The organism is Mesoflavibacter sp. SCSIO 43206 (assembly GCF_019904215.1).
GTDB classification, from domain to species: Bacteria; Bacteroidota; Bacteroidia; order Flavobacteriales; family Flavobacteriaceae; genus Mesoflavibacter; species Mesoflavibacter zeaxanthinifaciens.
The window spans coordinates 860,332-885,137 of sequence record NZ_CP063201.1 but is presented as its reverse complement, the minus strand read 5'-3'; the positions used below and the strand labels follow the sequence as shown (position 1 = coordinate 885,137).

The 24,806-nt window shown below is 31.3% G+C and carries 26 protein-coding genes; 19 read left to right on the top strand and 7 right to left on the bottom strand.

The window, feature by feature from the left end; genetic code table 11:
• Positions 1 to 32: 32 nt before the first annotated feature.
• The gene (locus INR78_RS04325; protein WP_223077615.1) at positions 33 to 2,111 is read right to left on the bottom strand and encodes a pitrilysin family protein; all 2,079 of its coding nucleotides are present in this window, start codon (positions 2,109 to 2,111) and stop codon (positions 33 to 35) included.
• A gap of 49 nt (positions 2,112 to 2,160) precedes the next feature.
• Positions 2,161 to 3,483: a pitrilysin family protein gene (locus tag INR78_RS04320; protein WP_223077614.1), complete on the bottom strand. Its 1,323-nt coding sequence runs from the start codon at positions 3,481 to 3,483 to the stop codon at positions 2,161 to 2,163.
• Between the two features lie 191 nt (positions 3,484 to 3,674).
• Between INR78_RS04320 and INR78_RS04315 the strand changes: the two genes are divergently transcribed.
• From INR78_RS04315 to INR78_RS04295, 5 genes are all read left to right on the top strand, one after another.
• On the top strand, positions 3,675 to 4,127 hold the full coding sequence (locus tag INR78_RS04315) for a DUF4199 domain-containing protein (protein ID WP_027880836.1): 453 nt from the start codon (positions 3,675 to 3,677) through the stop codon (positions 4,125 to 4,127).
• A gap of 97 nt (positions 4,128 to 4,224) precedes the next feature.
• Positions 4,225 to 4,878: a 50S ribosomal protein L21 gene (rplU, locus tag INR78_RS04310; protein ID WP_106679702.1), complete on the top strand. Its 654-nt coding sequence runs from the start codon at positions 4,225 to 4,227 to the stop codon at positions 4,876 to 4,878.
• A gap of 64 nt (positions 4,879 to 4,942) precedes the next feature.
• Complete coding sequence (gene rpmA, locus INR78_RS04305) at positions 4,943 to 5,203, top strand: 50S ribosomal protein L27 (RefSeq protein WP_027880838.1); 261 nt, start codon at positions 4,943 to 4,945, stop codon at positions 5,201 to 5,203.
• 194 nt (positions 5,204 to 5,397) lie between these two features.
• Positions 5,398 to 8,256: a TonB-dependent receptor gene (locus INR78_RS04300; RefSeq protein ID WP_223077613.1), complete on the top strand. Its 2,859-nt coding sequence runs from the start codon at positions 5,398 to 5,400 to the stop codon at positions 8,254 to 8,256.
• Positions 8,256 to 9,269, top strand: coding sequence for a phytase (locus INR78_RS04295; protein WP_223077612.1), 1,014 nt, complete (start codon positions 8,256 to 8,258; stop codon positions 9,267 to 9,269). The genes INR78_RS04300 and INR78_RS04295 overlap by 1 nt, the downstream gene beginning before the upstream one ends.
• A gap of 127 nt (positions 9,270 to 9,396) precedes the next feature.
• Here the strand turns inward: INR78_RS04295 and ahcY are convergent, their stop codons facing one another.
• Positions 9,397 to 10,713: an adenosylhomocysteinase gene (gene ahcY, locus INR78_RS04290; protein WP_106679707.1), complete on the bottom strand. Its 1,317-nt coding sequence runs from the start codon at positions 10,711 to 10,713 to the stop codon at positions 9,397 to 9,399.
• Positions 10,714 to 10,846: 133 nt separating this feature from the next.
• Between ahcY and INR78_RS04285 the strand changes: the two genes are divergently transcribed.
• The 8 genes from INR78_RS04285 to INR78_RS04250 all read left to right on the top strand — a co-directional run bounded on the left by INR78_RS04285 (position 10,847) and on the right by INR78_RS04250 (position 18,021).
• Positions 10,847 to 11,473, top strand: a complete 627-nt coding sequence (locus INR78_RS04285) for a 4'-phosphopantetheinyl transferase superfamily protein (protein WP_223077611.1) — start codon at positions 10,847 to 10,849, stop codon at positions 11,471 to 11,473.
• The gene (locus INR78_RS04280) at positions 11,473 to 12,195 is read left to right on the top strand and encodes a geranylgeranylglyceryl/heptaprenylglyceryl phosphate synthase (protein ID WP_370632512.1); all 723 of its coding nucleotides are present in this window, start codon (positions 11,473 to 11,475) and stop codon (positions 12,193 to 12,195) included. The genes INR78_RS04285 and INR78_RS04280 overlap by 1 nt, the downstream gene beginning before the upstream one ends.
• 1 nt (position 12,196) lies before the next feature.
• The gene (locus INR78_RS04275) at positions 12,197 to 12,457 is read left to right on the top strand and encodes a thiamine-binding protein (RefSeq protein WP_106679713.1); all 261 of its coding nucleotides are present in this window, start codon (positions 12,197 to 12,199) and stop codon (positions 12,455 to 12,457) included.
• On the top strand, positions 12,441 to 13,061 hold the full coding sequence (gene pnuC, locus INR78_RS04270; RefSeq protein ID WP_223077610.1) for a nicotinamide riboside transporter PnuC: 621 nt from the start codon (positions 12,441 to 12,443) through the stop codon (positions 13,059 to 13,061). Before INR78_RS04275 ends, pnuC begins: the two co-directional genes overlap by 17 nt.
• On the top strand, positions 13,034 to 13,615 hold the full coding sequence (locus tag INR78_RS04265; RefSeq protein WP_223077609.1) for an AAA family ATPase: 582 nt from the start codon (positions 13,034 to 13,036) through the stop codon (positions 13,613 to 13,615). Before pnuC ends, INR78_RS04265 begins: the two co-directional genes overlap by 28 nt.
• On the top strand, positions 13,599 to 15,152 hold the full coding sequence (locus tag INR78_RS04260; protein WP_223077608.1) for a DUF4301 family protein: 1,554 nt from the start codon (positions 13,599 to 13,601) through the stop codon (positions 15,150 to 15,152). The genes INR78_RS04265 and INR78_RS04260 overlap by 17 nt, the downstream gene beginning before the upstream one ends.
• A complete protein-coding gene (gene arfB / locus INR78_RS04255) occupies positions 15,152 to 15,559 on the top strand; it encodes an alternative ribosome rescue aminoacyl-tRNA hydrolase ArfB (RefSeq protein WP_223077607.1) in 408 nt (135 codons plus the stop codon). The genes INR78_RS04260 and arfB overlap by 1 nt, the downstream gene beginning before the upstream one ends.
• A gap of 332 nt (positions 15,560 to 15,891) precedes the next feature.
• Positions 15,892 to 18,021 (top strand): TonB-dependent receptor, encoded by a 2,130-nt coding sequence (locus tag INR78_RS04250; RefSeq protein WP_223077606.1) that lies wholly within the window; start codon positions 15,892 to 15,894, stop codon positions 18,019 to 18,021.
• A gap of 66 nt (positions 18,022 to 18,087) precedes the next feature.
• Here INR78_RS04250 and INR78_RS04245 read toward each other — a convergent pair whose 3' ends face one another.
• A complete protein-coding gene (locus tag INR78_RS04245) occupies positions 18,088 to 18,531 on the bottom strand; it encodes a hypothetical protein (protein WP_223077605.1) in 444 nt (147 codons plus the stop codon).
• Between the two features lie 159 nt (positions 18,532 to 18,690).
• On the opposite strand from INR78_RS04245, the gene greA reads away from it, so the two are divergent.
• Positions 18,691 to 19,164: a transcription elongation factor GreA gene (gene greA, locus INR78_RS04240; protein ID WP_027880851.1), complete on the top strand. Its 474-nt coding sequence runs from the start codon at positions 18,691 to 18,693 to the stop codon at positions 19,162 to 19,164.
• A gap of 108 nt (positions 19,165 to 19,272) precedes the next feature.
• On the top strand, positions 19,273 to 19,662 hold the full coding sequence (locus tag INR78_RS04235; protein WP_223077604.1) for an HIT family protein: 390 nt from the start codon (positions 19,273 to 19,275) through the stop codon (positions 19,660 to 19,662).
• Here the strand turns inward: INR78_RS04235 and INR78_RS04230 are convergent.
• The gene (locus tag INR78_RS04230; protein ID WP_223077603.1) at positions 19,653 to 20,003 is read right to left on the bottom strand and encodes a hypothetical protein; all 351 of its coding nucleotides are present in this window, start codon (positions 20,001 to 20,003) and stop codon (positions 19,653 to 19,655) included. The genes INR78_RS04235 and INR78_RS04230 overlap by 10 nt on opposite strands.
• Positions 20,004 to 20,005: 2 nt before the next feature.
• Complete coding sequence (locus INR78_RS04225; protein ID WP_223077602.1) at positions 20,006 to 21,157, bottom strand: HAMP domain-containing sensor histidine kinase; 1,152 nt, start codon at positions 21,155 to 21,157, stop codon at positions 20,006 to 20,008.
• Positions 21,158 to 21,278: 121 nt separating this feature from the next.
• On the opposite strand from INR78_RS04225, the gene INR78_RS04220 reads away from it, so the two are divergent.
• The 3 genes from INR78_RS04220 to aat all read left to right on the top strand — a co-directional run bounded on the left by INR78_RS04220 (position 21,279) and on the right by aat (position 23,284).
• On the top strand, positions 21,279 to 22,133 hold the full coding sequence (locus INR78_RS04220) for a flavin reductase family protein (RefSeq protein WP_223077601.1): 855 nt from the start codon (positions 21,279 to 21,281) through the stop codon (positions 22,131 to 22,133).
• A gap of 46 nt (positions 22,134 to 22,179) precedes the next feature.
• Entirely contained in the window at positions 22,180 to 22,554 is a 375-nt protein-coding gene (locus INR78_RS04215) for a DUF3127 domain-containing protein (protein ID WP_223077600.1), read from the top strand.
• A 106-nt stretch (positions 22,555 to 22,660) separates the two neighbouring features.
• Entirely contained in the window at positions 22,661 to 23,284 is a 624-nt protein-coding gene (gene aat, locus INR78_RS04210) for a leucyl/phenylalanyl-tRNA--protein transferase (RefSeq protein ID WP_223077599.1), read from the top strand.
• Between the two features lie 234 nt (positions 23,285 to 23,518).
• On the opposite strand, the gene INR78_RS04205 is transcribed toward aat, so the two are convergent.
• Positions 23,519 to 24,082 (bottom strand): DNA-3-methyladenine glycosylase I, encoded by a 564-nt coding sequence (locus INR78_RS04205; RefSeq protein WP_223077598.1) that lies wholly within the window; start codon positions 24,080 to 24,082, stop codon positions 23,519 to 23,521.
• 77 nt (positions 24,083 to 24,159) lie between these two features.
• Here INR78_RS04205 and INR78_RS04200 point away from each other — a divergent pair, with 77 nt between their 5' ends.
• Positions 24,160 to 24,774 (top strand): thioredoxin family protein, encoded by a 615-nt coding sequence (locus INR78_RS04200; RefSeq protein WP_223077597.1) that lies wholly within the window; start codon positions 24,160 to 24,162, stop codon positions 24,772 to 24,774.
• Positions 24,775 to 24,806 lie beyond the last annotated feature (32 nt).

The following is a 24,806-nucleotide window of genomic DNA, read 5'->3' as shown; positions in this document are numbered from 1 at the left end:
CCGGATTTTTAATAAATATCATAAACAATTAATTATTCAAAGTCTGCGTCTGTAACACCTTCGTTAACTTTAATTGCTTTAAAATTCATAGATATAGTTTGAGGTCCAGAAACAATTGTTTGACCATATGGTAACTGTACTCCGTTAACAGGAGAATAGTTGTTGTATGATACAACTGTTTTAATTTCTTGACCTTGTGCTTCGGTAGTACTTTCTACTTGAGTTAATAAGTTAGTAGACGTATTGTAATAACGGAAAATTTCATTATCTCCATTAACTACTTTTACTTTGTAGTTATCCTCTCCGTTAATAGAAACAATGCTTTCTAAGCTTACATTGTTCATGTCCAAATCAGTTTCTGGGAATAATGCTGGGCTTGCTTTTTTCTCTGCAATTTGATCTTCTGTCATATCTCTTTTCATTCCTTGTTGCTCCATATATCCAGTTGTACCATTCCACTTTTGCTTCATTAAAGTACCCATACCTTCAGCGTTCATTTCTAAAGATTCTTTGTTAGGCATCATGTATTTTACTTCTGCAGTTAAAGGAATTGGCACACCTTCAATTTTTACATCTCCACTCATGTGTACTGTTTTTACAGCTTTGATTTTGTCTATTCCACCAACAGCTGTTAAGTAATTATCAACTACTGTTTTTGCAGTAACACCATCAGGTATTGGTTTAGAAAATACTGGCTTTTCTACAGGGTTTGCAAATTTGTCAAAATACTTAATAGGTAATCCTGTTTTTTCTAAGTTAGGTATTACTTCGCTTCCTTTACCAACTATAATAACTCTTGCGTTTTCAGGCTTAAAATATTTATTAGCTGCATCTTTAATGTCTTGAACTGTAAGTGCATTAATTCTTGATAAATAAGTCTTGTAGTAATCTGCAGGAAGATTGTTTAATTTAATGTTTAGAGCATTTCTTGCAATAGTTTGAGGTTGTTCTAAAGACATGATAAAACTACCTACATACTTAGCTTTTGCATTTTTTAAAGCTTCTTCAGTAATCGTTTCGTTTTTAATACGGTTTACCTCTTTAAGCATTTCTACTACAGAGCTATCTGTAACCATATTTCTTACTTCTGCAGTAGCTTCAAATCTTGATGCACCATATTTATTTGCTCCTATACTAGAATAAGATCCATAGGTGTAACCTTTATCTTCACGAAGGTTTAAGAATAAATAACCTTCACCACCACCACCAAGGATGTAATTAGCAACTTTAGCAGCTAGATAATCGTCATCATTCATTTTTAAGTCTACATTGTTAGTTAAAGCAATGTTAGATTGAACTGCGTTTGGCATATCAACAAAATTGATTTGCGTAGCAGGTACATTAGGATTTGGTTTAATTATATTAGTTGTAACATCTATTCCTTTTTCCCAATTTTTAAAATATTTTTTTACGTTTTTTTCAACGGTTTTAAAATCTACATCTCCAACAATTACAAGGTAAGCATTGTTTGGGTTAAAGTATTTTTGGTAAAAAGCTCTAACATTATCTAACGTAATATTGTTTACAGTTTCTTCTGTAATAAATTCTCCATAAGGATGTTTTTTACCGTAAGCAAGTGCAGATCCAACTCTACTAGCTACAGCAGATACGCTTTTTTCTGAGTTTTTAAGTCCTTCTAAAACTTTAGTTTTTTCTTTGTCAAATTCTTCTTGTGTAAATAATGGGTTAATTGCTGCATCTGCCATTAACTCCATAATACGCTCAGAATATTTAGATAAACCAGAAGCGTATGCGCTACTAGATCCAAAACTTAATCTTGCTCCTAAAAAGTCAATTTCATCATTAAATTCGTCTTTAGATATGTTAGTAGTTCCATTACCTAACATAGCTCCAAGCATACTAGATACTCCAGCTTTATCTCCTTCTACAATTGGATTGTTGTCAATTGTTAAAGAGTAAGATACGCGTGGTAATTTGTGGTTTTCTACAACTAAAACTTTAAGTCCATTTTTAAGTTGAAATTCTCCTGGTACTTCTAGAGTAATGGTTGGAGCAGGACCTGGTTTAGGTTGTACAGATCTATCAATTTGAGCTGTTGCAGAAATTGATAAGAACAATACGGCTAATAAGGCTGTTATTTTTGTTTTCATTATGTTTTATATTTTAAATTGAAAAATTGCCGAAGCTAATCTTCATTTCTTATTTGTTATCTTTTTCCTCTGGTAAATACTCTAATACAAGACGCTTATTAGGTTGTAAGTATTTTTTAGCTACTTCTTGCATATCTTCTCTAGTAATAGATCTATAGATTTCAATTTCTGAGTTGATTAAATCTGTATCACCGTAAAGCATGTAGTATCTAGCTAAAGAGTTAGCAATACCTGAGATACTAGAATTAGAATTTACAAATTGATTTTCAAATTGATTTTGAAGTTTTTGATAATCTCTTTCTGATATTAATTCGTTTTGAACTTTAACAATCTCTTCATCAATTTCTTTAATTAGATCAGAAAGTTTTACATCTCCTAAAGGAAGACCAAAAAGGATATAAGTACCGTAGTCTTCTTGGCTGTTGTTAAAAGCGCCAACTTGTAAAGCCATTTTCTTTTCGTCAACTAACTTTTTGTAAAGTACAGAAGATTTTCCGCTACTTAAGTAAGTAGATAACATATCTAAAACGTAAGCATCTCTATCTTTCATAGATGGCGTACGATAAGCAGCTACAACAGCAGGTATTTGGATGTTAGCGTCGTAAGCTTTAGCATTTATTTGTTCTGTTATAGGGTCTTCTTTTGGGAAGTTTCTTGTAATTTCTTCACCTCTTGGAATTGGTCCAAAATAATCGTTAATCATTTTTTTAACCTGAGGTACATCTATATCACCAGCTACAACTAAAACAGCGTTGTTAGGCACATAGAATTTTTTGTTAAATGCTTGAAACTCTTCTAAAGTTGCTGCATCTAAATGTTCCATCTCACCAATTGTAGTCCAACGGTAAGGATGTTTTTTAAACATGTGTTTTTTTACGTTTTCAAAAAACTTACCATAAGGAGAGTTATCTACACGTAAACGTTTTTCTTCTTTTACAACTTCATTCTGTGTATCTACACCAATTTGATTAATTACAGGATGCATTAAACGCTCAGATTCCATCCATAAACCTAATTCAACTTGGTTAGAAGGAAAAACTTCGTAGTAGTACGTTCTATCATCTGTAGTATTAGCGTTGTTGCTACCACCATTTGATGATACTATTTTAAACCAATCTCCACGAGGAATGTTTTCTGTACCTTCAAATAAAAGATGCTCAAAAAAGTGAGCAAATCCTGTGCGTTCTGGGTTTTCGTCTTTAGCACCAACGTGATACATTACAGAAGTAGTAACAACAGGTGCAGAATTGTCTTGATGTAAAATAACGTGCATGCCGTTATCTAAATCATACTCTTCATACTTAACTTCTTGAGCATTAGCGGTAAAACCAGCCAACACTAAAGCTGCTAATGAGAATAAACTTTTTTTCATGTTTAAGATATTTAATTGTCTATTTTTTGGTATTAGTATCAAATCTTAAAGATTTGTTACACTTTTTAACAAAAATAACAATACAAATGGCTTAACATCCTTTAAATCAGAAAAATTAACATCAAATTATAAAAAAACAGTTTTTTTTTCACGAAATTAAATGGACTATTTAACCAATAAAATAAAAAACTATGAAAAATATCTCATTACCTATTAAATATGGGTTTGCCATAAGTGCAGCCCTTATTGCTTATTTTTTAATTTTAGCATTATTTAATTTACACACAAATCCTTTTTTTAGTTTGTTTAATGGCTTTATAACGGGATTTGGTATTTACGAAGTTATTAAGCATCAAAAACTAAAACAAGATGAAGACTTTACTTATTCTAATGGGTTTACATCAGGATTAGTAGCTGGATTCTTAGCTGCTATTGTTTTTACAATATTTTTTACGTTATATGCTACCGAAATTAACCCTGATTTTTTAAGTCAATTACTTACTGTGTTTAAACAAGATTATAATGTACACATAGGTTTAGTAGCTTTTGTAGTTGCAATTATGGGATTTGCAACGACAGTTGTTTTAACCTTAACTTGCATGCAAATGCTAAAAAAGAGCAGAAATATGCTTCAAAATGCCTAAAACGTTTGTAGATTAATTAATTAGAAGTATATTTGCATCCGCTTTCTGAGAAGATGGAAGCAAAAAGTAATAATTAAATTAATAAAAACGTTACGCTATGTACGCAATTGTAGAGATAGCAGGGCATCAATTTAAAGTTGAAAAAGACCAAAAAGTTTTTGTTAATCGTTTAGCAGTAGAAGAAGGTAAGCAAGTTGATTTTGACAATGTACTTTTATTAGCAGACGGTAGCAATGTAACAGTAGGCGCCCCAGCTATAGATGGAGCACAAGTAAGTGCAAAAGTCTTAAAGCACCTTAAAGGTGATAAAGTTATTGTTTTCAAAAAGAAAAGACGTAAAGGTTACCGTGTAAAAAATGGTCATAGACAAGCCTTAACTGAAATCGTAATTGAAAACATAGTAGCATCTGGAGCTAAGCCAGCAAAAAAAGCTGAAAAAGCTGCTCCAAAAAAAGAAGCTAAAGCAGAAGCGCCTAAAGCAACTGCAAAAAAAGCTTCCGGTAAAGCAGATGATTTAAAGAAAATTGAAGGTATTGGACCTAAAATTGCAGAAACTTTAGTAGAAGCAGGAATTGCTACTTATGCAGATTTAGCTAAAGCTAAACCAGCAAAAATTTCTGAAATCATCGAAGGTGTTCGTGGTAATCACGTACCAGACACTTGGCCACAACAAGCTCAATTAGCTGCTGATGGTAAGTGGGATGAATTAAAAGAGTTACAAGACAAATTAGATGGTGGAGTAGAAAAATAATCTACAACACTTAAGTATAACACAACGTTACTGCGTAAAGCAGAAACTTTAAAACCTTAAAATTATGGCTCATAAAAAAGGAGTTGGTAGTTCTAAAAACGGTAGAGAATCAGAATCGAAACGATTAGGTGTTAAGATTTTTGGTGGTCAAGCAGCTGTTGCAGGAAATATCATTGTAAGACAAAGAGGTAACACACATCATCCAGGTGAAAACGTATACCAAGGTAAAGACCATACGTTACACGCTCAAGTAGATGGTGTTGTAAAATTCACAAAGAAAAAAGATAACAAATCTTATGTTTCTATAGAGCCTTTTCAGGCTTAAGAATTTTTAGCCCAAAAAATAAAAAACCCTTTCTAATTGTAGAAAGGGTTTTTTGTTTCTTTAATATTACCTCAAAGTTTTGTTAATATTAAAAAGCTTATTTTTTCATTTAAAAATAACTCAACCTTTAAGTTTATCTAAATTCACTTAGATGGGTATTTTATTATTTAGCGTTGAACAAAAATCAACAAAATATGAAATACTTTTACACCTTATTAATGCTACTAACTATCTCTTTTAGTGGCTATTCTCAGTCAGGAAATATTCAAGGAACATTAACCGATGAAAATGGTATATCTATACCGGGAGCTACTATTTTAATAGAAACATTAAATAAAGGAGCAATCTCTAACTTTAATGGTAAATATACTCTAGTAGACGTGCCAGAAGGAAATTATACTTTATTGGTTAAATATTTAGGATATTCTGATGTTTCAAAATCTGTACAAGTAACAGCTAATACAACAACAACGCTAAATATAAATTTAAACTCAGAAAATACCGAATTAGAAACGGTTGTATTGACTGGATACGGTATTGGTAGTCAAGCAAGAGCTTTAAATGCTCAAAAAAACAAACAAAACATTACAAATATCGTATCTACAGACCAAATAGGTAAGTTTCCGGATGCCAATGTAGGAGATGCTGTAAAGCGTATACCAGGTATTACAATGCAAGTAGATCAAGGAGAAGCAAGAAATATTATTGTTAGAGGTTTATCACCTCAATTAAACTCGGTAACTCTTAACGGAAGCAGAATTCCTTCTGCAGAAGGAGATAATAGAAACATACAAATGGATTTAATTCCTTCTGATATGATTCAAACTATCGAAGTTAATAAAGCAGTTACACCAGATATGGATGCAGATGCACTTGGAGGATCTGTAAATTTAATTACAAGAACATCACCACAAGGATTTAGATTGTCTGCAACAGCTGGTTCTGGTTTAAACTTTATTACAGATAAGCGTATTTTAAATGGTTCATTTTTAGTAGGAGACCGTTCTAACGATGGTAAATTTGGTTGGATGGTTTCTGCATCTATCAATGATAATGATTTTGGAAGTGATAACGTAGAAGCAGAATGGACAGATGAGTTTGAATATAATACAGGAGTCCAAGACATAGAAGGTGATGATATCCTTGAAGAAGTAGATGTAAATCCTTACGCTAATGTTTTTGAAATTAGAGAATACTTAGTACAACGTGTTAGAAGAAGTTTTTCTGCAAATTTTGATTACGAGTTAGATAAAAATAATACGGTTTACTTCAAATCAATTTACAACTGGAGAGATGATCGCGAAAACAGATTTAGATTAGAACATGAAATATTAGATGGAGAAGATATTGGTTTAGGCGATTTTAATGTTGATAGCAATGGAAATTTAACCATGTTTCCGGTTGAGGCAAAAAGACAATCTAAAGGCGGAATTGATAATAATAGAAATAAAAACAGACGTTTAGAAGATCAACGTATGTTTAACTTTAGTTTAGGTGGAGATCATTTATTAGGTAATGTAGAATTTGATTGGATGGCTTCATTTGCTAAAGCATCTGAAGAAAGATTAAACGAGCGTTACTTAGAATACGAAAGCGAGTACATGGTTAACTTTAATAACAATCAAGACAAACCAAACTACGCTCTAGTAAATGCTGCTAATTCTGATTTTTCAATTTTCACACTAAACGAGTTATCAGAAGAAAATCAATATACAGAAGAAGAAGATTTTAACTTTTTTGTAAACGCAAAATTACCAGTTTCTATTGTTGAAGATAGAGATGGGTTTTTGAAGTTTGGAGTAAAAACTAGATTAAAAAATAAAAATAGAGATAACGATTTTACAGAATACAGTGATGCAACAGGAATGTTAGATGAGTTAGGAATGATTCCTACAAAAAACTACTCTGATTCAGATTTCTTAGCTGGTAGTCAATATCAAATAGGGACATTTGCTTCAGAAGAATTTTTAGGAGGACTTAATCTTAACAACACAAACCTATTTGAAAGTGAAGATTTGCCAGAAGAATATATTACAGCTAACTACGATGTTAATGAAAACGTATACGCAGGATATGTTATGTTAAATCAAGATTTTTCTGATAAATTTAGCGTGTTAGCAGGTGTTAGGTTAGAGCATACCTCTATTGATAGTGAAGGTAACGAGTTAACTTTTAATGAAGATGGAGATGTAGACGGTATTCAAAAATTAACAGACAAAAATTCTTACACAAACCTTTTGCCAGGTGTTCATTTAAAATATAACGTAACAGATAATACTGTTTTACGTTTTGCATGGACAAATACTTTAGCGCGTCCAAACTATGTAGATTTAGCGCCTTATCAAGAAATTAATAATGAAGATGAAGAGATTTTCTTAGGTAATTCAGAGTTAGACCCAACTACATCTATGAACTTTGATATTATGGCAGAGCATTACTTTAAATCTGTTGGTATAATTTCAGGAGGTTTATTCTATAAAGATATTCAAGATTTTGTTTATGTAAGACAAACAGAAAATGAAAATGGTTATGAAGTTTACCAACCATTAAACGGAGATGGAGCATCTGTTTTTGGAGCAGAATTTTCATTTCAACGTCGTTTAGATTTCTTACCAGGTTTTGCTAAAAACTTTAATATTTATTTAAACTATACGTATTTAACTTCAAATACAGATGGTATTTATAACGAAGACGGAGAAGAGCGTACAGACTTAGATTTACCACAAACAGCACCAAATATGTTTAACGGATCTTTAAGCTATGATGCTAAAAAATTCAGTTTACGCCTATCAGCAAACTTTTCAGACGATTATATAGATGAAATAGGAGGAAATGCTTTTGAAGACAGATACTATGACGAGCAGTTTTTCTTAGACTTTAATGCTAATGTTGCATTAAGTAAAAATCTAACCTTATATGCTAATTTAAATAACATTACTAACCAACCATTACGTTATTATCAAGGTGTAAAAGGAAGAACCATGCAAATGGAATACTACGAGAAGCGTTTAACCTTTGGATTAAAGTACGATCTATTTAAAAGCAAAAAATAATGAAACAATTTTTAATACTATGTTGCGCAATTACAATGGTAGCTTGCAAAACTAACTTACCAGAAATACCGCCAACATTAAAAACAGATAAAGTACCTCACGATAGTGATGATCCAGCAATTTGGGTAAACAAACAAAACCCAGAACAAAGCATAGTTTTTGGTACAGATAAAGATGAAGTTAATGGCGGTGTTTACGCTTTTGATTTAAACGGAAAACTAATTAAAGACAAAGCAATTACAGGTGTAAGTTACCCAAATAATGTAGATGTAGAATATGGTTTTAAGTTAACAGATAGTACAGAAACAGATATATTGATGTTTACAGAAAGAGAAAAAAATCAAATACGATTATTTTCTGTACCAGATTTAAAGCCACTTGATAATGGAGGTTTTAAAGTATTTGAAGATGAAACTGATAAACTTCAAAAAAGACCAATGGGAATTTCAATTTATAAAAACCCAAAAACTAATGAAGTCTCTGTATTTGTTAGCCGAAAAGCTGGTCCAAAAGAAGGTTATTTATACCAGTATGGTTTAGAAACTGACTCGACAGGAGTTTCTGCAAAATTACTTAGAAAATTAGGCACATTTAGTGGTCAAAAAGAAATTGAAGCTATAGCTGTAGACGACGAGTTAGGTTTTGTGTATTTTTCAGATGAAGGTGTAGGTATAAGAAAATATCACGCCAACCCAAAAGATGGGAATAAAGAAATATCTATGTTTGGTTCTGAGTATTTTAAAGACGATATAGAAGGTATTGCTATAGCAACTTATCCTAACGGAGAAGGTTATATAATAGTATCAAACCAACAAGATCATACGTTTAATTTTTTTACAAGAAGAGACAATACCTATGTAAAAACTTTAAACTTAGGAACTTTAGAAACTGATGGTTGCGATATTACAACACAAGCATTGGGTGATAAATTTCCCAACGGATTATTTGTTTCAATGAATGATGAGCAAGATTTCTTTTATCATGCAGTAGATTCATTACAATTGAATAAATAATAATTTTTTCATAAATTAAGAAAACCCTTTCTTTAACAGAAAGGGTTTTTGATTTTTAAAATGTACAATAAAAAAATCCCAAACATTTCTGCTTGGGATTTGTGATTTTTCTGCTGTTGCAGAAATTTTAGTATCTATAGTGTTCTGGTTTAAAAGGACCTTCAACCGTTACACCAATATATTCAGCTTGATCTTGCTTAAGCTCGGTAAGTTCAACACCAATTTTTTCTAAGTGTAATTTAGCTACTTTTTCATCTAAATGTTTTGGTAGCATATATACTTCGTTTTCATACTTGTCAGAATGATTCCAAAGCTCGATTTGCGCTAACGTTTGGTTAGTAAAAGAGTTACTCATTACAAAACTTGGATGACCAGTTGCACAACCTAAGTTTACTAAACGTCCTTCTGCTAAAACGATAATATCATTACCATCAATAGTATATTTATCTACTTGAGGTTTTATAGTGTTTTTAGTGTTACCGTAGTTTTCGTTTAACCAAGCCATTTGTATTTCGTTATCAAAATGACCAATGTTACACACTATGGTTTTATCTTTCATTGCTTTAAAGTGCTCTGCACGTACAATGTCTTTGTTACCAGTTGTAGTAATTACGATATCTGCATTACCAACAACAGTTTCTAATTTTTTAACTTCAAAACCGTCCATTGCAGCTTGTAACGCACAAATTGGGTCAATCTCAGTAACTGTTACGATACTTCCTGCACCTTTAAAAGACGCAGCAGTACCTTTACCAACATCTCCGTAACCACAAACAACAACGCGTTTACCAGCTAACATCACGTCTGTTGCACGACGTATAGCATCTACAGCACTTTCGCGACAACCATATTTGTTATCAAATTTAGATTTTGTTACAGAGTCGTTTACGTTAATTGCAGGCATTGGTAATGTTCCATTTTTAACACGCTCGTATAAACGGTGTACACCAGTCGTAGTTTCTTCAGATAAACCTTTAATACCAGAAGCTAATTCTGGGTATTTATCTAAAACCATATTAGTTAAATCACCACCATCATCAAGAATCATGTTTAAAGGCTTACGATCTTCTCCAAAAAATAAGGTTTGCTCGATACACCAGTCAAACTCTTCTTCAGTCATATCTTTCCAAGCATAAACAGCAGTTCCTGCAGCAGCAATAGCAGCAGCTGCTTGATCTTGTGTAGAGAAAATGTTACAGCTACTCCAAGTAACCTCTGCACCTAAAGCCTGTAACGTTTCAATTAAAACAGCAGTTTGAATGGTCATATGTAAACAACCAGCAATACGTGCGCCTTTTAATGGCTGCTCATTTTTATACTCTTCACGTAAACTCATTAAACCTGGCATTTCTGCTTCGGCTAATTCAATTTCTTTTCTTCCCCAATCTGCTAGAGACATATCTTTTACCTTATTAGGAACGTATGGGACTGTTTTTGTACTCATTTCTAAATTTTTTCTATGTTTATTAAAGGGCTAAACTTTGGTTTTAGTGTTTTAAAATAACTAAATTCGCTATATAAAATGCCAAAATCGCCTAAGGCGTTGCAAAGATAACTAATAACATTTAGAATATTAAATGCCTCTTTACAAATCCATTACTCCTAATAGCCAAACTACTGTTAAAATTTGGAAAATTGAAGAATCTTATGACGATTTACTATCGCCTTTAGACTTAAAACCAGAAAGTTTAACCAGAGTTTTAGGAATGAAAAGCGAGTTACATCAACGAGGTTTTTTAAGTGTTAGACACTTGTTACGAGAGTTTGGTTATACCGATCAAGATTTGTATTATGATGAAAATGGTAAACCACATTTAAAAGACGGTAAGCATATTTCTATCACGCACAGTTTTACATTCTCTGGAGTTATTATTAGTGATAATGAAGTTGGTATAGATATAGAAATGCAGCGCGAAAAAATTACGAAAATAGCTAAGAAATTTGTCGAATATGAGTTTGAGTATTTAGATACTGAAGCTGAAGATTATATTAATAAACTAACCGTAATTTGGGGCATAAAGGAATCTTTATATAAATTATTTGCAACGCCAGGAATGTTGTTTAGAGAACATTTTTTAGTTATTCCTTTTTCTATTGAAGATGAAGAAACGGTGTGTTGGATTGATTACAATGGACTTAAAAAAAGATACAACTCGCACTTCTTAGAATTTGAAGGATTTACTTGCGCATACGTTATTGAATAATGAATATTTATAACCATATATTACAAGCTAAAAACGACGGAAATAAACTATTAGCAGTCTTAATAGATCCTGATAAGTTTCAGCTTAAAAATGCATTGCAATTTATAGATAAAGTCAATAAATCTCTAATAACACATGTTTTTATCGGCGGTAGTGAAGTCGGGCAAAACGTAACCCAACAATTAGTTGAGGTTATAAAAATGCTAACCGATTTGCCTATAGTTTTGTTTCCTGGTGATGTGACTCAAATCTCAAAAGATGCAGATGCTATTTTGTTTCTGTCTTTACTTTCTGGTCGTAATCCAGACTATTTAATAGATAAGCAAGTGCAAGCTGTACCATTATTAGAAAAAACACAATTAGAAGTTATTTCAACAGGATATATTTTAATAGAATCTGGTAAAACAACAGCTGTACAACGCGTTACAAATACGTTGCCTCTAAATAGAACAGACGTAGATGTTATAACAAACACAGCAAAAGCAGGAGAATTACTAGGTAAAAAGTTGATTTATTTAGAAGCTGGTAGCGGCGCTACTTATGAAGTGCCGGCTGAGGTAATTTCTTCAGTAAAAAATAAAATAGATATTCCGTTAATTGTTGGTGGCGGTATTAGAACAAAAACACAAATAGAAAACGCTTTTATTGCAGGTGCAGATATGGTAGTTATTGGTACTGCTTTTGAAGAAGACCAACAGTTTTTTGAACAATTAAAACAATAATATGCAAATATCAGTAGATTTAACCTTGTCACCGTTGCAAAACGATTATGAGGCACACATTATAGACTTTATAAAAACACTAAGGAATTCTGAATTTAAAGTACTTGAAAACCCTTTAAGCACACAAATATTTGGCGACTTTGATAAGCTAATGCCATTTTTAAATCAAGCTATCAAAACGTCTTTTGAAAATGCAGATATTAGTGTGTTAACTATGAAGGTTGTAAAAACTAACAGAAGCGATTATGAACCACATTTTTGATTTCTTTTTTGGTCAATATGCAACTTATAATACCATAGATGTTGTTTTAGAAATTATTGCAGTAATCTTTGGCTTTTTATCTGTTTGGTATTCTAAACAAAATAAAGTTCTTGTATTTCCAACAGGTATGATTAGCACAATAATTTTTGTGTATCTATTGCTTAAATGGGAACTTTTAGGTGATATGATGATTAACGCTTATTATTTTATTATGAGTGTTTATGGATGGTATTTTTGGACCAAAAAGGTAGATCAAACTCATGTAACGCCAATTTCTACAACAACCACTAAAGAAAAACAAGCTAGTGTTGCTATATTTATAGCAACTTTAATTTTTGTTTTTGCTGTTTATAAAACCTTTGATAAATGGACAAGTTGGGTTGCTTATGTAGATGCATTAACTACTGCAATTTTCTTTGTTGGAATGTGGTTAATGGCAAAACGAAAAATTGAAAATTGGATTTTTTGGATTATAGGCGATATCATTTCTGTACCTTTATATTTCTATAAAGGATTTACGTTTACCAGTTTTCAATATTTAGGGTTTACGGTAATAGCAATTTATGGATATTTAGCATGGAAGAAGCTCTTAAACAACAACTAAGTAACTGTATAAAAGTTGTGCTTTTTGGACCAGAAAGCACTGGTAAAACAACACTATCTATTCAGTTAGCACGATATTATAATTCGGTTTGGGTACCAGAATATGCACGCGAATATCTACAAAATAAATGGAATAACGAGCGTAAAACTTGCGAGCCTAAAGACCTTTTGCCAATAGCTATTGGTCAAATGCAATTAGAAAACACATTAGCCCAAAAAACAGATTCAGTTTTAATTTGTGATACAGATTTACTAGAAACTAAAGTGTATTCAGAAGAGTATTATTCTGGGACATGTGATCCATTATTAGAAAAATATGCCTTAAAAAACACCTACGATTTATACTTTTTAACGTATATTGATACACCTTGGGAAGCAGATGATTTAAGAGATAAACCAGAAGAAAGGCAAGAAATGTTTGAAGCGTTTGAAGCAGCTTTAATAAAATATAACAAACCATATGTTTTATTAAAAGGCGATAAGCAAACACGTTTAGCATTAGCCACCAAGCACATTAATCAATTATTAGCAAAGAAAAATGAAGTTAAGCCCTAAAGACCAAGAGTTATTAGATAAAAAAGGAATTACTGTAAAAAAGCTAAAGCAACAATTAGAAACTTTTAAAACAGGTTTACCTTATATAAATTTAAAACGTGCAGCAACTGTAGGAGATGGTATTTTAAATTTAAACGATACAGAAAAAGAACAATTAATCTCGTTATATGATGCTTCTAAAGATAATATTGATGTAATTAAGTTTGTTCCTGCATCTGGCGCAGCAACACGTATGTTTAAATTCTTATTTCAATTTTTACAATCATACCAATCTAATGACGAGAGTATTAATGCATACATTAACCGAAAAAAAGCATTAGATATTTCGTTATTTTTTATAGGTCTAGAAAAATTACCGTTTTACAACGATGTCATTCAGCATTTAAAAAACACAAAACCGCATTATTCAAAATTAACTTTAGAAGAACAACGTATCGAGTTTGTAAAAGCTTTATTAGAAGAAAATCAGCTTAATTATAGCTTTTACCCAAAAGGATTATTACCATTTCATAAATACAAAGATCATATTGCAACTGCTTTTGAAGAACATTTATACGAAGCAGCGTTATATGCATCATCAAATAAAAAAGCAAAAGTACATTTAACAATTTCAGACAAGCATCTAGAACTTTTTGAAGCAGAGTTTGAAAAGATTAAGGATAAAGTAGAACAAAACACAGAAACCAAATTTGATATTTCATTTTCTTTTCAAAAGCAATCAACAGACACCATTGCAGTAAATAGTAAAGACGAGATTGTAAGAACAAAATCTAAAGAGTTATACTTTAGACCATCTGGTCATGGCGCTTTGTTAAACAACTTAAACGATTTAAATGCAGATGTTATTTTTATAAAAAATATTGATAATGTCGTGGTTCCTAAAAGCAAAGAACAAGTTTGGAAACATAAAAAAGTCCTTGCAGGATTGTTGTTAGATGTAAAAAGTAAAGCGTTTGATTATGCCAAAGCATTAGACGAAAAAGATCTAACCGAAGAAGAGTTAATAGAGATTGCAACGTTCTTACAAAATAAACTTAACGTAGTAATTTCTCAAGAATTTGAAAAATACGCTAAAAAATATCAAGTAGAATATTTACAGAAAAAACTAAACCGTCCAATTAGAGTTTGCGGTATGGTAAAAAATGAAGGAGAACCTGGTGGAGGACCATTTTGGGTAAAAGATGAAGCTGCTAATATTTCGCTTCAAATTGTCGAAACAGCTCAAATAGATACAAAAGCAAAGTCACAGAAAAAAATACTTAAAAAAGCAACTCATTTCAATCCTGTAGATATAGTTTGTAGTATTAAAAATTATAAAGGAGAAGTCTATGATTTACAAAAATTTTTAGATCCAAAAGCCGCTTTTATAACAGAAAAAACCATTAACGGTAAAAGTATAAAAGCATTAGAATTACCTGGATTATGGAATGGAAGTATGTCTAACTGGAATACTATTTTTGTAGAAGTACCATTAGCAACATTTAACCCAGTAAAAACGGTAAACGATTTGCTTAAATCATCTCATCAAGTAGACTAATGTTACTTTATCAAGAATTAGAAAAAGAATTTAATTTTAAAGCCATTCGTAGCTCAGGTAGTGGTGGGCAACATGTAAATAAAGTTGCTACAAAAATCGAATTAAGTTTTTCCGTTTCAGAATCTTCAGTCTTAAATCAACACCAAAAAAAATTAATAATAGAAAAGCTTTATAACAGGTTAACAAAAGATCAAGTGTTAATTCTGAAATCTGGAGAAACACGAAGCCAACTTAAAAATAAACGAATTGCTATAAGTAGAGCATTTTCGATTTTAGAAGCAGCACTAGAGGTTAAAGCAGAAAGAAAACCTACAAAAGTGCCAAAATCAGTTATTAAAAAGCGACTAAAAAATAAAAAAATACAATCCGAAAAGAAAGCAAGTAGGCGTAAACCTAACATTGATTAGTTTAATGTTATTGTAAAAAAGAGTAATTTTATTTTCGGCTATTTTTAAATTAATTCTATAAAAGTCAGAATTCTTATTTTTATTTCAAAAAACCTATTTATCTTTGCGCCGTTCTCAAAAAAGGGGTGCTTTTTTGATTTAAGATATACTAGTCAAACTTAAATCATACAGGCTGAGATCATACCCAACGAACCTAGAACAGGTAATGCTGTTTAGGGACAAAGAATGGACAATCTTACAAGTAAAAACGTATGATTAACATTCAACAAATTAATTATTAATAGTAAAGAATAATTACCTCTTTTTATTCGATTATAAATTTCATAATCGTAATGAAAAATTTATTTCTTTTTTTAACACTTTTAGTGTTATCAGTCAGTGTTAATGCTCAAGAAGACAAACAGCAAGACACTACAAAAATTCAAAAATTAGACGAAGTTTTAGTAAAAGCAGTACGTGTAGATGCAGACTCACCAATCACGCACAGTAATGTTTCTAAAGCAGAAATCGAAAAGCGTAACTTGGGTCAAGATGTACCTATATTACTTAATTATTTACCGTCTGTTGTTACTACAAGTGATGCTGGAGCAGGTATAGGATATACTGGTATTAGAGTACGTGGTACAGATGCAACACGTGTTAATGTAACTATTAACGGTATACCTTATAATGATCCAGAAAGTCAAGGTACTTTTTGGGTTAATTTAGGTGATATAGCATCATCAACAGAAAGCATTCAGTTACAACGTGGTGTTGGTACATCTACCAATGGTTCTGGAGCGTTTGGAGCAAGTCTAAACTTGTTAACCGATGTGTTTTCTGAAGAAGCTTCTGCCGAAATTTCAAACAGTTTTGGTAGTTTCAATACAAGAAAACATACAGTAAAATTAAGTACAGGATTATTAAATGATCATTTTGAATTCTCAGGAAGGTTATCAAAAATAGATTCAGATGGATATATAGATAGAGCTTTTACCGATTTAAAATCTTACTTTTTACAAGGAATTTATAAAGATGAAAATACGTTAATTAAAGCCTTAACTTTTGGTAATGTAGAAAGAACTTATCAAGCATGGTATGGTTTAACTAAAGAAGAATTAGAAGAAGATCGTCGTCAAAATCCATATACTTATGATAACGAAACAGATAATTACTGGCAAGATCATTATCAATTACACTGGAACCAACGCTACAATAATAATTGGTCAACAAACCTAGGATTAAACTATACAAAAGGGAAAGGATACTTTGAGCAATATAAAGAAGAAGAAGCTGCAGCAGATTTTTCTAATTTAATAGAAGACGACTCAGATGTAATTGTACGTCGTTGGTTAGATAGCGATTTTTATGTGCTTAATGCCAACGTAGTTTACAAAAAAGATGCTTTAGAGGTTATCTCTGGTATCTCATATAGCAGTTTTACAAATGACCATTTTGGTGAAGTAATTTGGGGAAGCGATTTAGCACCAAACACACAAATTAGAGATCGTTACTATGATGGTGATGCTACAAAAAACGACTTTAGTGTATTCTCTAAAGCTACATTTAAACTAGCACCAAAATTTACAGGATTTGTAGATTTACAAGGACGCTTTGTAAGCTATAAAACCAATGGTATAAATTCAGATTTAAATGAATTTGTTACCGATGCAGATTTTAGTTTTTTCAATCCTAAATTAGGATTAACTTATAAATCTTCAGAAAAAAATAGCTACTACGTATCTTATGCAAGAGCTAACCGCGAGCCAAATCGTGACGACTTTAAAGCTGGTGTAACAGAAAACGAAACTTTAAATGATATAGAGTTAGGTTGGCGTTATGCAAATAATAAAGTTAATGTAAATACTAACTTATATTATATGTTTTATCAAAACCAGTTAGTACTAACGGGCGAATTAGACGATGTTGGTAGTCCTATAAGAGCTACTAGTGGAGAAAGTTATAGATTAGGATTAGAGATTGATGCTAACATTGCTTTTAATAGTAAGTTTAGTACGTCTTTAAACGTAGCAGTAAGCCAAAATAAAAATCAAGATTTTACAACATCATTAGATGGAGAATTTGTAAATCTTGGCGATACAAATATCTCTTTTTCTCCAGAGTTAGTTATTGGTAACGCTATTAATTTTATGCCTACTAAAAATTTACAAATTTCATTTTTAAGTAAATTTGTTGGTGAACAATATATGGGTAATATTGATAGTGAAAACTCTAAGTTAGATAGCTATTTTGTAAATGATTTAAACGTTAATTATCAAATTAAACCAAATAAACTATTTAAGTCTATAGTATTTTCTGGGTTAGTAAATAATGTGTTTAATAAAAAGTATGTTTCAAATGGATATTACGGTACATATGATGATACTTGGTCAGTACCTGGTCAAACAACAACTTTAGATTATGCAGGATACTATCCACAAGCAACAATAAACTTTTTGTTAGGAATGACTTTAAAATTTTAATATGTAATTAATTACAAAAAAAAGCACCTTTTTTTAAGGTGCTTTTTTATTTTTCAATAAGTTTTTTTAATTGTTGTAAACGCGTATTACACTACCATTTACTTCTACAAAATAAGGTTTTAAACTAAAATTACCGTCAGTACCATCAAAAGGAGCACCAGTTACAATATTGTAACTATTGCCATCCTCACAATTACAAGTTGCAGTAATACCTTCAACACTTAATCTAGAACAATCAGAAGGCGCATGGTTTGGATCTGTTAATTCAAAAGAAACATAATTGCCATTACCAACATTATAAATAACAATGGCATTATAACCAAAAGCGTTTAAAACCAAGTGGTTTCCAGCAAACTGTAAATCGTTGTATTGAGGTAAAGATGTATCTATAGAGTTTTGAGTGTCAAAAACAATATTAGGGATATAATTATTGTTGTTATTATCATCATCTTTTTGACAAGAAACACTAATAATAATAAGCGATACAAGTGCTAATAATTTGATTTTCATATTCTAAAATAAAAGTCTAAATTCTACACAAATTTACAACAATAAGTAGCGTAAAATAAATATTTTGTATATTTGCTTAACAAAATCTCGTGCATGCGAGATTTTTGCGTTTTACGCTGAAATTTTTTTCAGCGTCTTTTTATTTAAAACGAAATAACTATGAGTAAAGTATCTTATTATACAGCAGAAGGTTTAAAAAAACTAAGAGATGAGCTTAAGCAACTTAAAGATGTAGAACGCGTAAAAGCATCTAAAGCAATTGCCGAAGCAAGAGATAAAGGAGATTTAAGTGAAAATGCAGAGTATGACGCCGCTAAAGAAGCGCAAGGTATGTTAGAGATGCGTATTTCTAAATTAGAAGAAGCTTTAGCAGGAGCACGTTTAATAGACGAGTCTCAATTAGACACATCAAAAGCATTGGTGTTATCTAAAGTAAAAATTAAAAACCAAACCAATGGTATGGAAATGGTTTATACGCTAGTAGCAGATGGTGAAGCAGATTTAGCATCAGGAAAAATCTCTGTAAATAGTCCAATTGGTAAAGGATTGCTAGGTAAATCTGTTGGTGAAGTTGCCGAAATACAAGTGCCAAGTGGTATTATGAAATTTGATATTATCGAAATTTCTAGATAAATAATATTTCGCTTTCGCGGAAATTAAAAACAAAATTCCTGTGTATTCTGAAATATGTTTTCAGTTTGGCAGGAATCTTTTTTATATTTAAATCATAAATTAATCAATATGGCTTCAATATTTACAAAAATTATAAATGGTGAAATACCGTGCTACAAAATTGCTGAAACGGAAGATTTTTTCGCTTTTTTAGATATCAATCCTAATGCTAAAGGACACACACTTTGTATACCCAAAAAAGAAGTTGATAAGATCTTTGATTTAGATGAAGCTACATATACAGGCTTAATGCAATTTTCTAGAAAAGTTGCTATAGCTATAGAACAAGCAATACCATGTAAGCGTGTTGGTGTAAGCGTAATTGGTCTAGAAGTACCACATGTACACGTACATTTAATTCCCTTAAACACTATGGAAGATGCGCGCTTTATTAGTAAAGAATCACTAACTAAAGAAGATTTCGAAGCAACTGCAAAAGCAATACAATCTTACTTATAAAAGCTGATTAAAAACGTAACTAAAGCAGCAATTAAAACTATAGCTACTATTATTAAAATCAATGCAAATGGTTTTAGTTTTAAGTAGCTTTTTTTTGGCGTAAATGCTTTTAATTGATACTCATATACACGCTCAATATCGTCAGTCCATTGTACAGGGAAAATTTCTGTCTCACATGTGTTACAATATAAACTATGACTTATTTTTTGGGTTAAAGTTTTGTGTAAAGATGTTTCTAAAAACTCTTGTTTAAAAGTAAGTTGCAATCCAGAGTTATTATAACATTCTGGACAGTTATTTTTTAAAACTACTTGTTTTATTGTAACATAACTTTTACGCATAATTAAACTGTTTTTAGAGAAATTAACATGGTTGTTCCAACACCAATTTCTGATAATTGTACTTTTATTTTTCCGTCATGAAAATCTTCAACAATACGTTTTGTTAAAGATAATCCCAATCCCCAACCACGTTTTTTTGTGGTGTAACCTGGCTCAAAGATAGTTTTAAATTCTTTTTTAGAGATACCTTTGCCAGTATCGCTAACTGTAATATCTACATATTTTTGATGTGGTGTAATTTGTACCTTTAGATTACCTTTTCCTTTCATAGCATCTATCGCGTTTTTAACCAAGTTTTCAATGCTCCAACCGTATAATTGTCTGTTTAAATTTACATAAATTGGTGTGTCTGGAGCATCAATACTAAAGTTAATTAATTTTGAAGATCTAGACTTTAAATAACCATAAGCTTCTTTAGTTTCTTTAACAATATCCAATTGTTCTAAGGTTGGTAAAGAGCCTATTTTACTAAAACGTTCGGTAATAGTTTGTAGTCTATTTATATCCTTTTCAATCTCTTTAATATATTCTGGATTGGTATTTTCGGTCTTTAAAATTTCTGTCCAACCAATTAAAGAAGATAGTGGAGTACCAATTTGATGAGCTGTTTCTTTTGCCATACCGGACCATAGTTTGTTTTCGGTTGCGTTTTTAGAACTTTTATAAAAAAAGTAAACAACTGCACCAAATAATAAAATGATTAGTAGTAGCGCTAATGGATAGTATTTAAGTTTGTTTAATAAAGGGGAATTTCCGTAGTAAAGCGTAGATAAAACTTTGTCTTTGTATTTAATTTCGATGGGCTTATTTTCTCCTTTAAATTGTTCTATTAAAGATTTAAGGTAAGTTTCGTTTTCTGTTTCCTTTTCATCTATGTTATTAAAGTCCATCGTTCCATCTTCGTTAACTTTAATCATTGGAGTAGTGTTATTACTTTCTAAAATTTTTAGTGGTAAATTGCCAATATCTCCATTTAAATCCATGTTCTGGATAATGTCTTGTTGAGCAAAAGACCAAATCTCCATTTTTTTGCGCTCTTCTTCTTTAAATTTCTGAAAGAACACGTATGTATTCCACAAAATCAAAGAGATAATTCCAAAAGACGCAATAATAATAATCCAACGTACTAGCTGACGATGTTTAGTAAAAAACATGATGGTTAATTTTTGTTGTTAATATAATGCAATTCTGTTAATAATATTGTGAGAGTTACCTATTAAATTGCTTTTAGTTGCGTGCCAGATTATGTACTTTTGTACAAAATAAACAAGTAGTATGTTATCATTTTTGCCAAAGGATTTAGAAACACCAAAACTACACAGTTACCTACTTAGCGCTGTGGCACCAAGACCAATCGCGTTTGCAAGTACAGTAGATAAAGATGGAAGACCAAACCTATCTCCGTTTAGTTTTTTTAATGTATTTAGTGCAAATCCACCAATATTAATATTTTCTCCTGCAAGACGTGTTAGAGGCAATACCACAAAACATACTTTAGAAAATGTAGAAGTTACAAATGAAGTCGTAATTAATGTGGTAAATTATGATATTGTACAACAAATGTCATTAAGTAGTACAGAGTATCCTGAAGGTGTAAATGAGTTTGAAAAAGCAGGGTTAACCATGCTAAAATCGGACATTGTTAAACCTTTTAGAGTAGCAGAAAGCCCAATACAAATGGAGTGTAAGGTTAATGAAGTTGTTAAGCTAGGTACAGAAGGTGGTGCAGGTAATTTAGTAATATGCGAAGTAGTTAAAATGCATATTAATGATGAGGTTTTAGATGAAAATGGAGCTATCGATCAAGTAAAATTAGACTTAGTATCAAGAGCAGGAGGTAGTTTTTATAGCAGAGCAAAATCTGGTTTTTTTGAAATACCAAAACCTTTAAGAACCTTAGGTATTGGTGTAGACGCTTTACCAGAACATGTAAAAAACAGTAACATATTAACAGGTAACGATTTAGGTTTATTAGCAAATGTAGAAACATTACCAACAGAAGATGCTATATTAGCATTTAAACAAAAACATGATTTATCAAAAATAAATCTCGAAGAAAAACACAAAAAAGCACAAGATTTTTTAAGTTATAATGATGTAGAAAGTGCTTGGAAAATGCTATTATTGTAAAATAGCAATTTAAATTTAGACGAATATTTAATAATTATAGAGAGAAATGGAAGTACAAGGAAAAGTAAAATTAATTGGAGAAACACAGACTTTTGGAAGTAATGGGTTTAGAAAAAGAGAAATAGTAGTAACTACTGAAGAGCAGTACCCACAACATATCATGATAGAGTTTGTTCAAGATAAAACAGATTTATTAAACAACTACCAAGTAGGACAAGATGTAAAAGTTAACATTAACTTACGTGGTAGAGAATGGGTAAATCCACAAGGTGAAACAAAATATTTCAACTCTATTCAAGGTTGGCGTATAGAAGCTGTTCAAGCAGGTGCACCACAAGGTATGCCAGAAGTGCCACCAGCACAAGCATTTGAACCAGCAAATAATGTAAACGAAGAAGAGCACGACGATTTACCGTTCTAAATAATATTTCGCTTTCGCGGAAATAAAAACCCTCAAAACCTATTTGGTTTTGAGGGTTTTTTGTCAAATTCATTTTAAATATTTATTTTGATTAAAAATAATTGTATTGAAATTTTTAAATAAACATCACTTTTTCCCTCCAGTATCTCAAGCAACAGATGATGGTCTTTTAGCTTTTGGTGGTGATTTAAGTCCAGAACGACTTTTAGCAGCTTACCAAAACGGAATTTTTCCTTGGTTTGAAGATGATAATACTATTTTATGGTGGTCACCAGATCCTCGATTTGTGCTATTCCCTTCAAAATTAAAAGTATCTAAAAGCATGAAACAAGTGTTGCGTAATTGTGATTTTGAAGTGACCGTAAATAAAGATTTTAATGCGGTTATTACCGAATGTGCTAAAGCAAAACGATCTGGTCAAGATAGCACTTGGATTACCAACGGAATGGTAGAGGCTTATAACGCATTACATCAACTAGGTTTTGCTAAATCTGTTGAGGTTTGGCAAGACCAAAAATTAGTTGCTGGCTTATATGGTGTCGATTTAAATAATGGTGTGTTTTGTGGCGAAAGTATGTTTACCAAAGTTAGTAATGCTAGTAAAGCTGGTTTTATCTCTTTTATTCAAAATAGTAATTACAAATTAATAGATTGTCAAGTTTATACTAATCACCTAGAAAGTTTGGGTGCAGAAGATATACCTAGAGATGAGTTTTTAAAGTATTTATAAGTTTTAAGTTATTGTGGCAAAAAATATTATTGTAAAAATTAACCCTAAAATCACATTGTAAAATTGTGTCTTCTCATTGTCATAAAAACTTTTTGATCCAGAAAAGTAGTTTTTAAAGTTATAAGTATTCATTTTAAAAAGAAACCTAATGCTGCTTCCAACGGTCCATCTTATAATTGCTCCAATTATATTAATTAAAAAGTAGAATATAATTCCAACTATTTCAATCATAAACTACACTTCATTATACCTAAAACAATCAATCTCATGATCGTTAACCATACCAGTTGCTTGCATATGTGCATATATAACAGTACTGCCTACAAATTTAAAACCGCGTTTTTTTAAATCTTTACTTAAAGCATCACTTATTGGTGTATTTGCTGGAGCTTCTTTATAATTTTTCACTTTGTTTTTTATAGGTTTACCATCAACAAAAGCCCAAATGTATTTACTAAACGTTCCAAACTCTTCTTGCACTTTCATAAAGGCTTGCGCATTTGTAACTGTAGCTTTAATCTTTAGTCTATTTCGTATAATACCTTCATTTTGCATTAATTCTTCAAGTTTCGTTTCATTATAATTTGCTATTTTTTTATAGTCAAAGTCATTAAAAGCAACTCTAAAATTTTCGCGTTTACGTAACACAGTAATCCAACTCAATCCTGCTTGAAACGTTTCAAGAATTAAAAACTCAAAAATCGTGTCGTCATCATAAATAGGTTTTCCCCATTCTTGGTCATGATAAGCTTCGTATAGGGCATCACCAACGCACCAACCACATCTGTGTTTTGTCATTGTAAGGTTTTTAAAAATATACTACTAATGTAACAACAGTTACTAAATTATCCTAAAAGTTGCTGTAATTTTAGACTATGGAAACAACACAATTAGACTTAGCAAATGTTATAGAAGAGAGCTTAAAAAAAAGTCTTTCTTATCAAGATTATAGAACTTTATTAAGCAGGTTAGTAGAAGAGAATGCTACTACAGGTACTAATCAGTCTGAAGCATTAATTAATTATACTGCGCTTAACGATAGACGTATGAAGCGCTGGGATAAAACGATAAAAATTAGTGAAGCCGATAAAATAACTATTAAAAATGCAACAGTAAATCAAACATGGATTGTTCTTACCGAAAGTTGGTGTGGCGATGCAGCACATGTAATACCTGTAATTAATAAAGTTGCCGAGTTAAATTCTGGTATAAATTTGCAGTTGGTTTTGCGTGATGAAAATGAGCAATTAATGGATTTGTTCTTAACTAACGGAGGTAAATCAATACCTAAACTTATTCAGTTTGATAATACAACAAAAACAGTTTTAAATAGTTATGGTCCAAGACCAACAGAAGCTACCAAGCTGGTTAATGATTTTAAAAAGAAAAACGGTACGTTAACTGCCGAATTTAAAGAAGATTTACAACGCTGGTATAATAAAGATAAAGGACAAAATGTGATTAAAGATTTAATAGAATTAATATATTAATTACGTCAGTTCGAGTGATTTTGAGGCACGGA

Bases quoted from the DNA above. Each gene is read 5' to 3' on its own strand.
- INR78_RS04325 (WP_223077615.1), bottom strand. From the start codon at position 2,111: ATGAAAACAAAAATAACAGCCTTATTAGCCGTATTGTTCTTATCAATT.
- INR78_RS04320 (WP_223077614.1), bottom strand. From the start codon at position 3,483: ATGAAAAAAAGTTTATTCTCATTAGCAGCTTTAGTGTTGGCTGGTTTT.
- INR78_RS04315 (WP_027880836.1), top strand. From the start codon at position 3,675: ATGAAAAATATCTCATTACCTATTAAATATGGGTTTGCCATAAGTGCA.
- rplU (WP_106679702.1), top strand. From the start codon at position 4,225: ATGTACGCAATTGTAGAGATAGCAGGGCATCAATTTAAAGTTGAAAAA.
- rpmA (WP_027880838.1), top strand. From the start codon at position 4,943: ATGGCTCATAAAAAAGGAGTTGGTAGTTCTAAAAACGGTAGAGAATCA.
- INR78_RS04300 (WP_223077613.1), top strand. From the start codon at position 5,398: ATGAAATACTTTTACACCTTATTAATGCTACTAACTATCTCTTTTAGT.
- INR78_RS04295 (WP_223077612.1), top strand. From the start codon at position 8,256: ATGAAACAATTTTTAATACTATGTTGCGCAATTACAATGGTAGCTTGC.
- ahcY (WP_106679707.1), bottom strand. From the start codon at position 10,713: ATGAGTACAAAAACAGTCCCATACGTTCCTAATAAGGTAAAAGATATG.
- INR78_RS04285 (WP_223077611.1), top strand. From the start codon at position 10,847: ATGCCTCTTTACAAATCCATTACTCCTAATAGCCAAACTACTGTTAAA.
- INR78_RS04280 (WP_370632512.1), top strand. From the start codon at position 11,473: ATGAATATTTATAACCATATATTACAAGCTAAAAACGACGGAAATAAA.
- INR78_RS04275 (WP_106679713.1), top strand. From the start codon at position 12,197: ATGCAAATATCAGTAGATTTAACCTTGTCACCGTTGCAAAACGATTAT.
- pnuC (WP_223077610.1), top strand. From the start codon at position 12,441: ATGAACCACATTTTTGATTTCTTTTTTGGTCAATATGCAACTTATAAT.
- INR78_RS04265 (WP_223077609.1), top strand. From the start codon at position 13,034: ATGGAAGAAGCTCTTAAACAACAACTAAGTAACTGTATAAAAGTTGTG.
- INR78_RS04260 (WP_223077608.1), top strand. From the start codon at position 13,599: ATGAAGTTAAGCCCTAAAGACCAAGAGTTATTAGATAAAAAAGGAATT.
- arfB (WP_223077607.1), top strand. From the start codon at position 15,152: ATGTTACTTTATCAAGAATTAGAAAAAGAATTTAATTTTAAAGCCATT.
- INR78_RS04250 (WP_223077606.1), top strand. From the start codon at position 15,892: ATGAAAAATTTATTTCTTTTTTTAACACTTTTAGTGTTATCAGTCAGT.
- INR78_RS04245 (WP_223077605.1), bottom strand. From the start codon at position 18,531: ATGAAAATCAAATTATTAGCACTTGTATCGCTTATTATTATTAGTGTT.
- greA (WP_027880851.1), top strand. From the start codon at position 18,691: ATGAGTAAAGTATCTTATTATACAGCAGAAGGTTTAAAAAAACTAAGA.
- INR78_RS04235 (WP_223077604.1), top strand. From the start codon at position 19,273: ATGGCTTCAATATTTACAAAAATTATAAATGGTGAAATACCGTGCTAC.
- INR78_RS04230 (WP_223077603.1), bottom strand. From the start codon at position 20,003: ATGCGTAAAAGTTATGTTACAATAAAACAAGTAGTTTTAAAAAATAAC.
- INR78_RS04225 (WP_223077602.1), bottom strand. From the start codon at position 21,157: ATGTTTTTTACTAAACATCGTCAGCTAGTACGTTGGATTATTATTATT.
- INR78_RS04220 (WP_223077601.1), top strand. From the start codon at position 21,279: ATGTTATCATTTTTGCCAAAGGATTTAGAAACACCAAAACTACACAGT.
- INR78_RS04215 (WP_223077600.1), top strand. From the start codon at position 22,180: ATGGAAGTACAAGGAAAAGTAAAATTAATTGGAGAAACACAGACTTTT.
- INR78_RS04205 (WP_223077598.1), bottom strand. From the start codon at position 24,082: ATGACAAAACACAGATGTGGTTGGTGCGTTGGTGATGCCCTATACGAA.
- INR78_RS04200 (WP_223077597.1), top strand. From the start codon at position 24,160: ATGGAAACAACACAATTAGACTTAGCAAATGTTATAGAAGAGAGCTTA.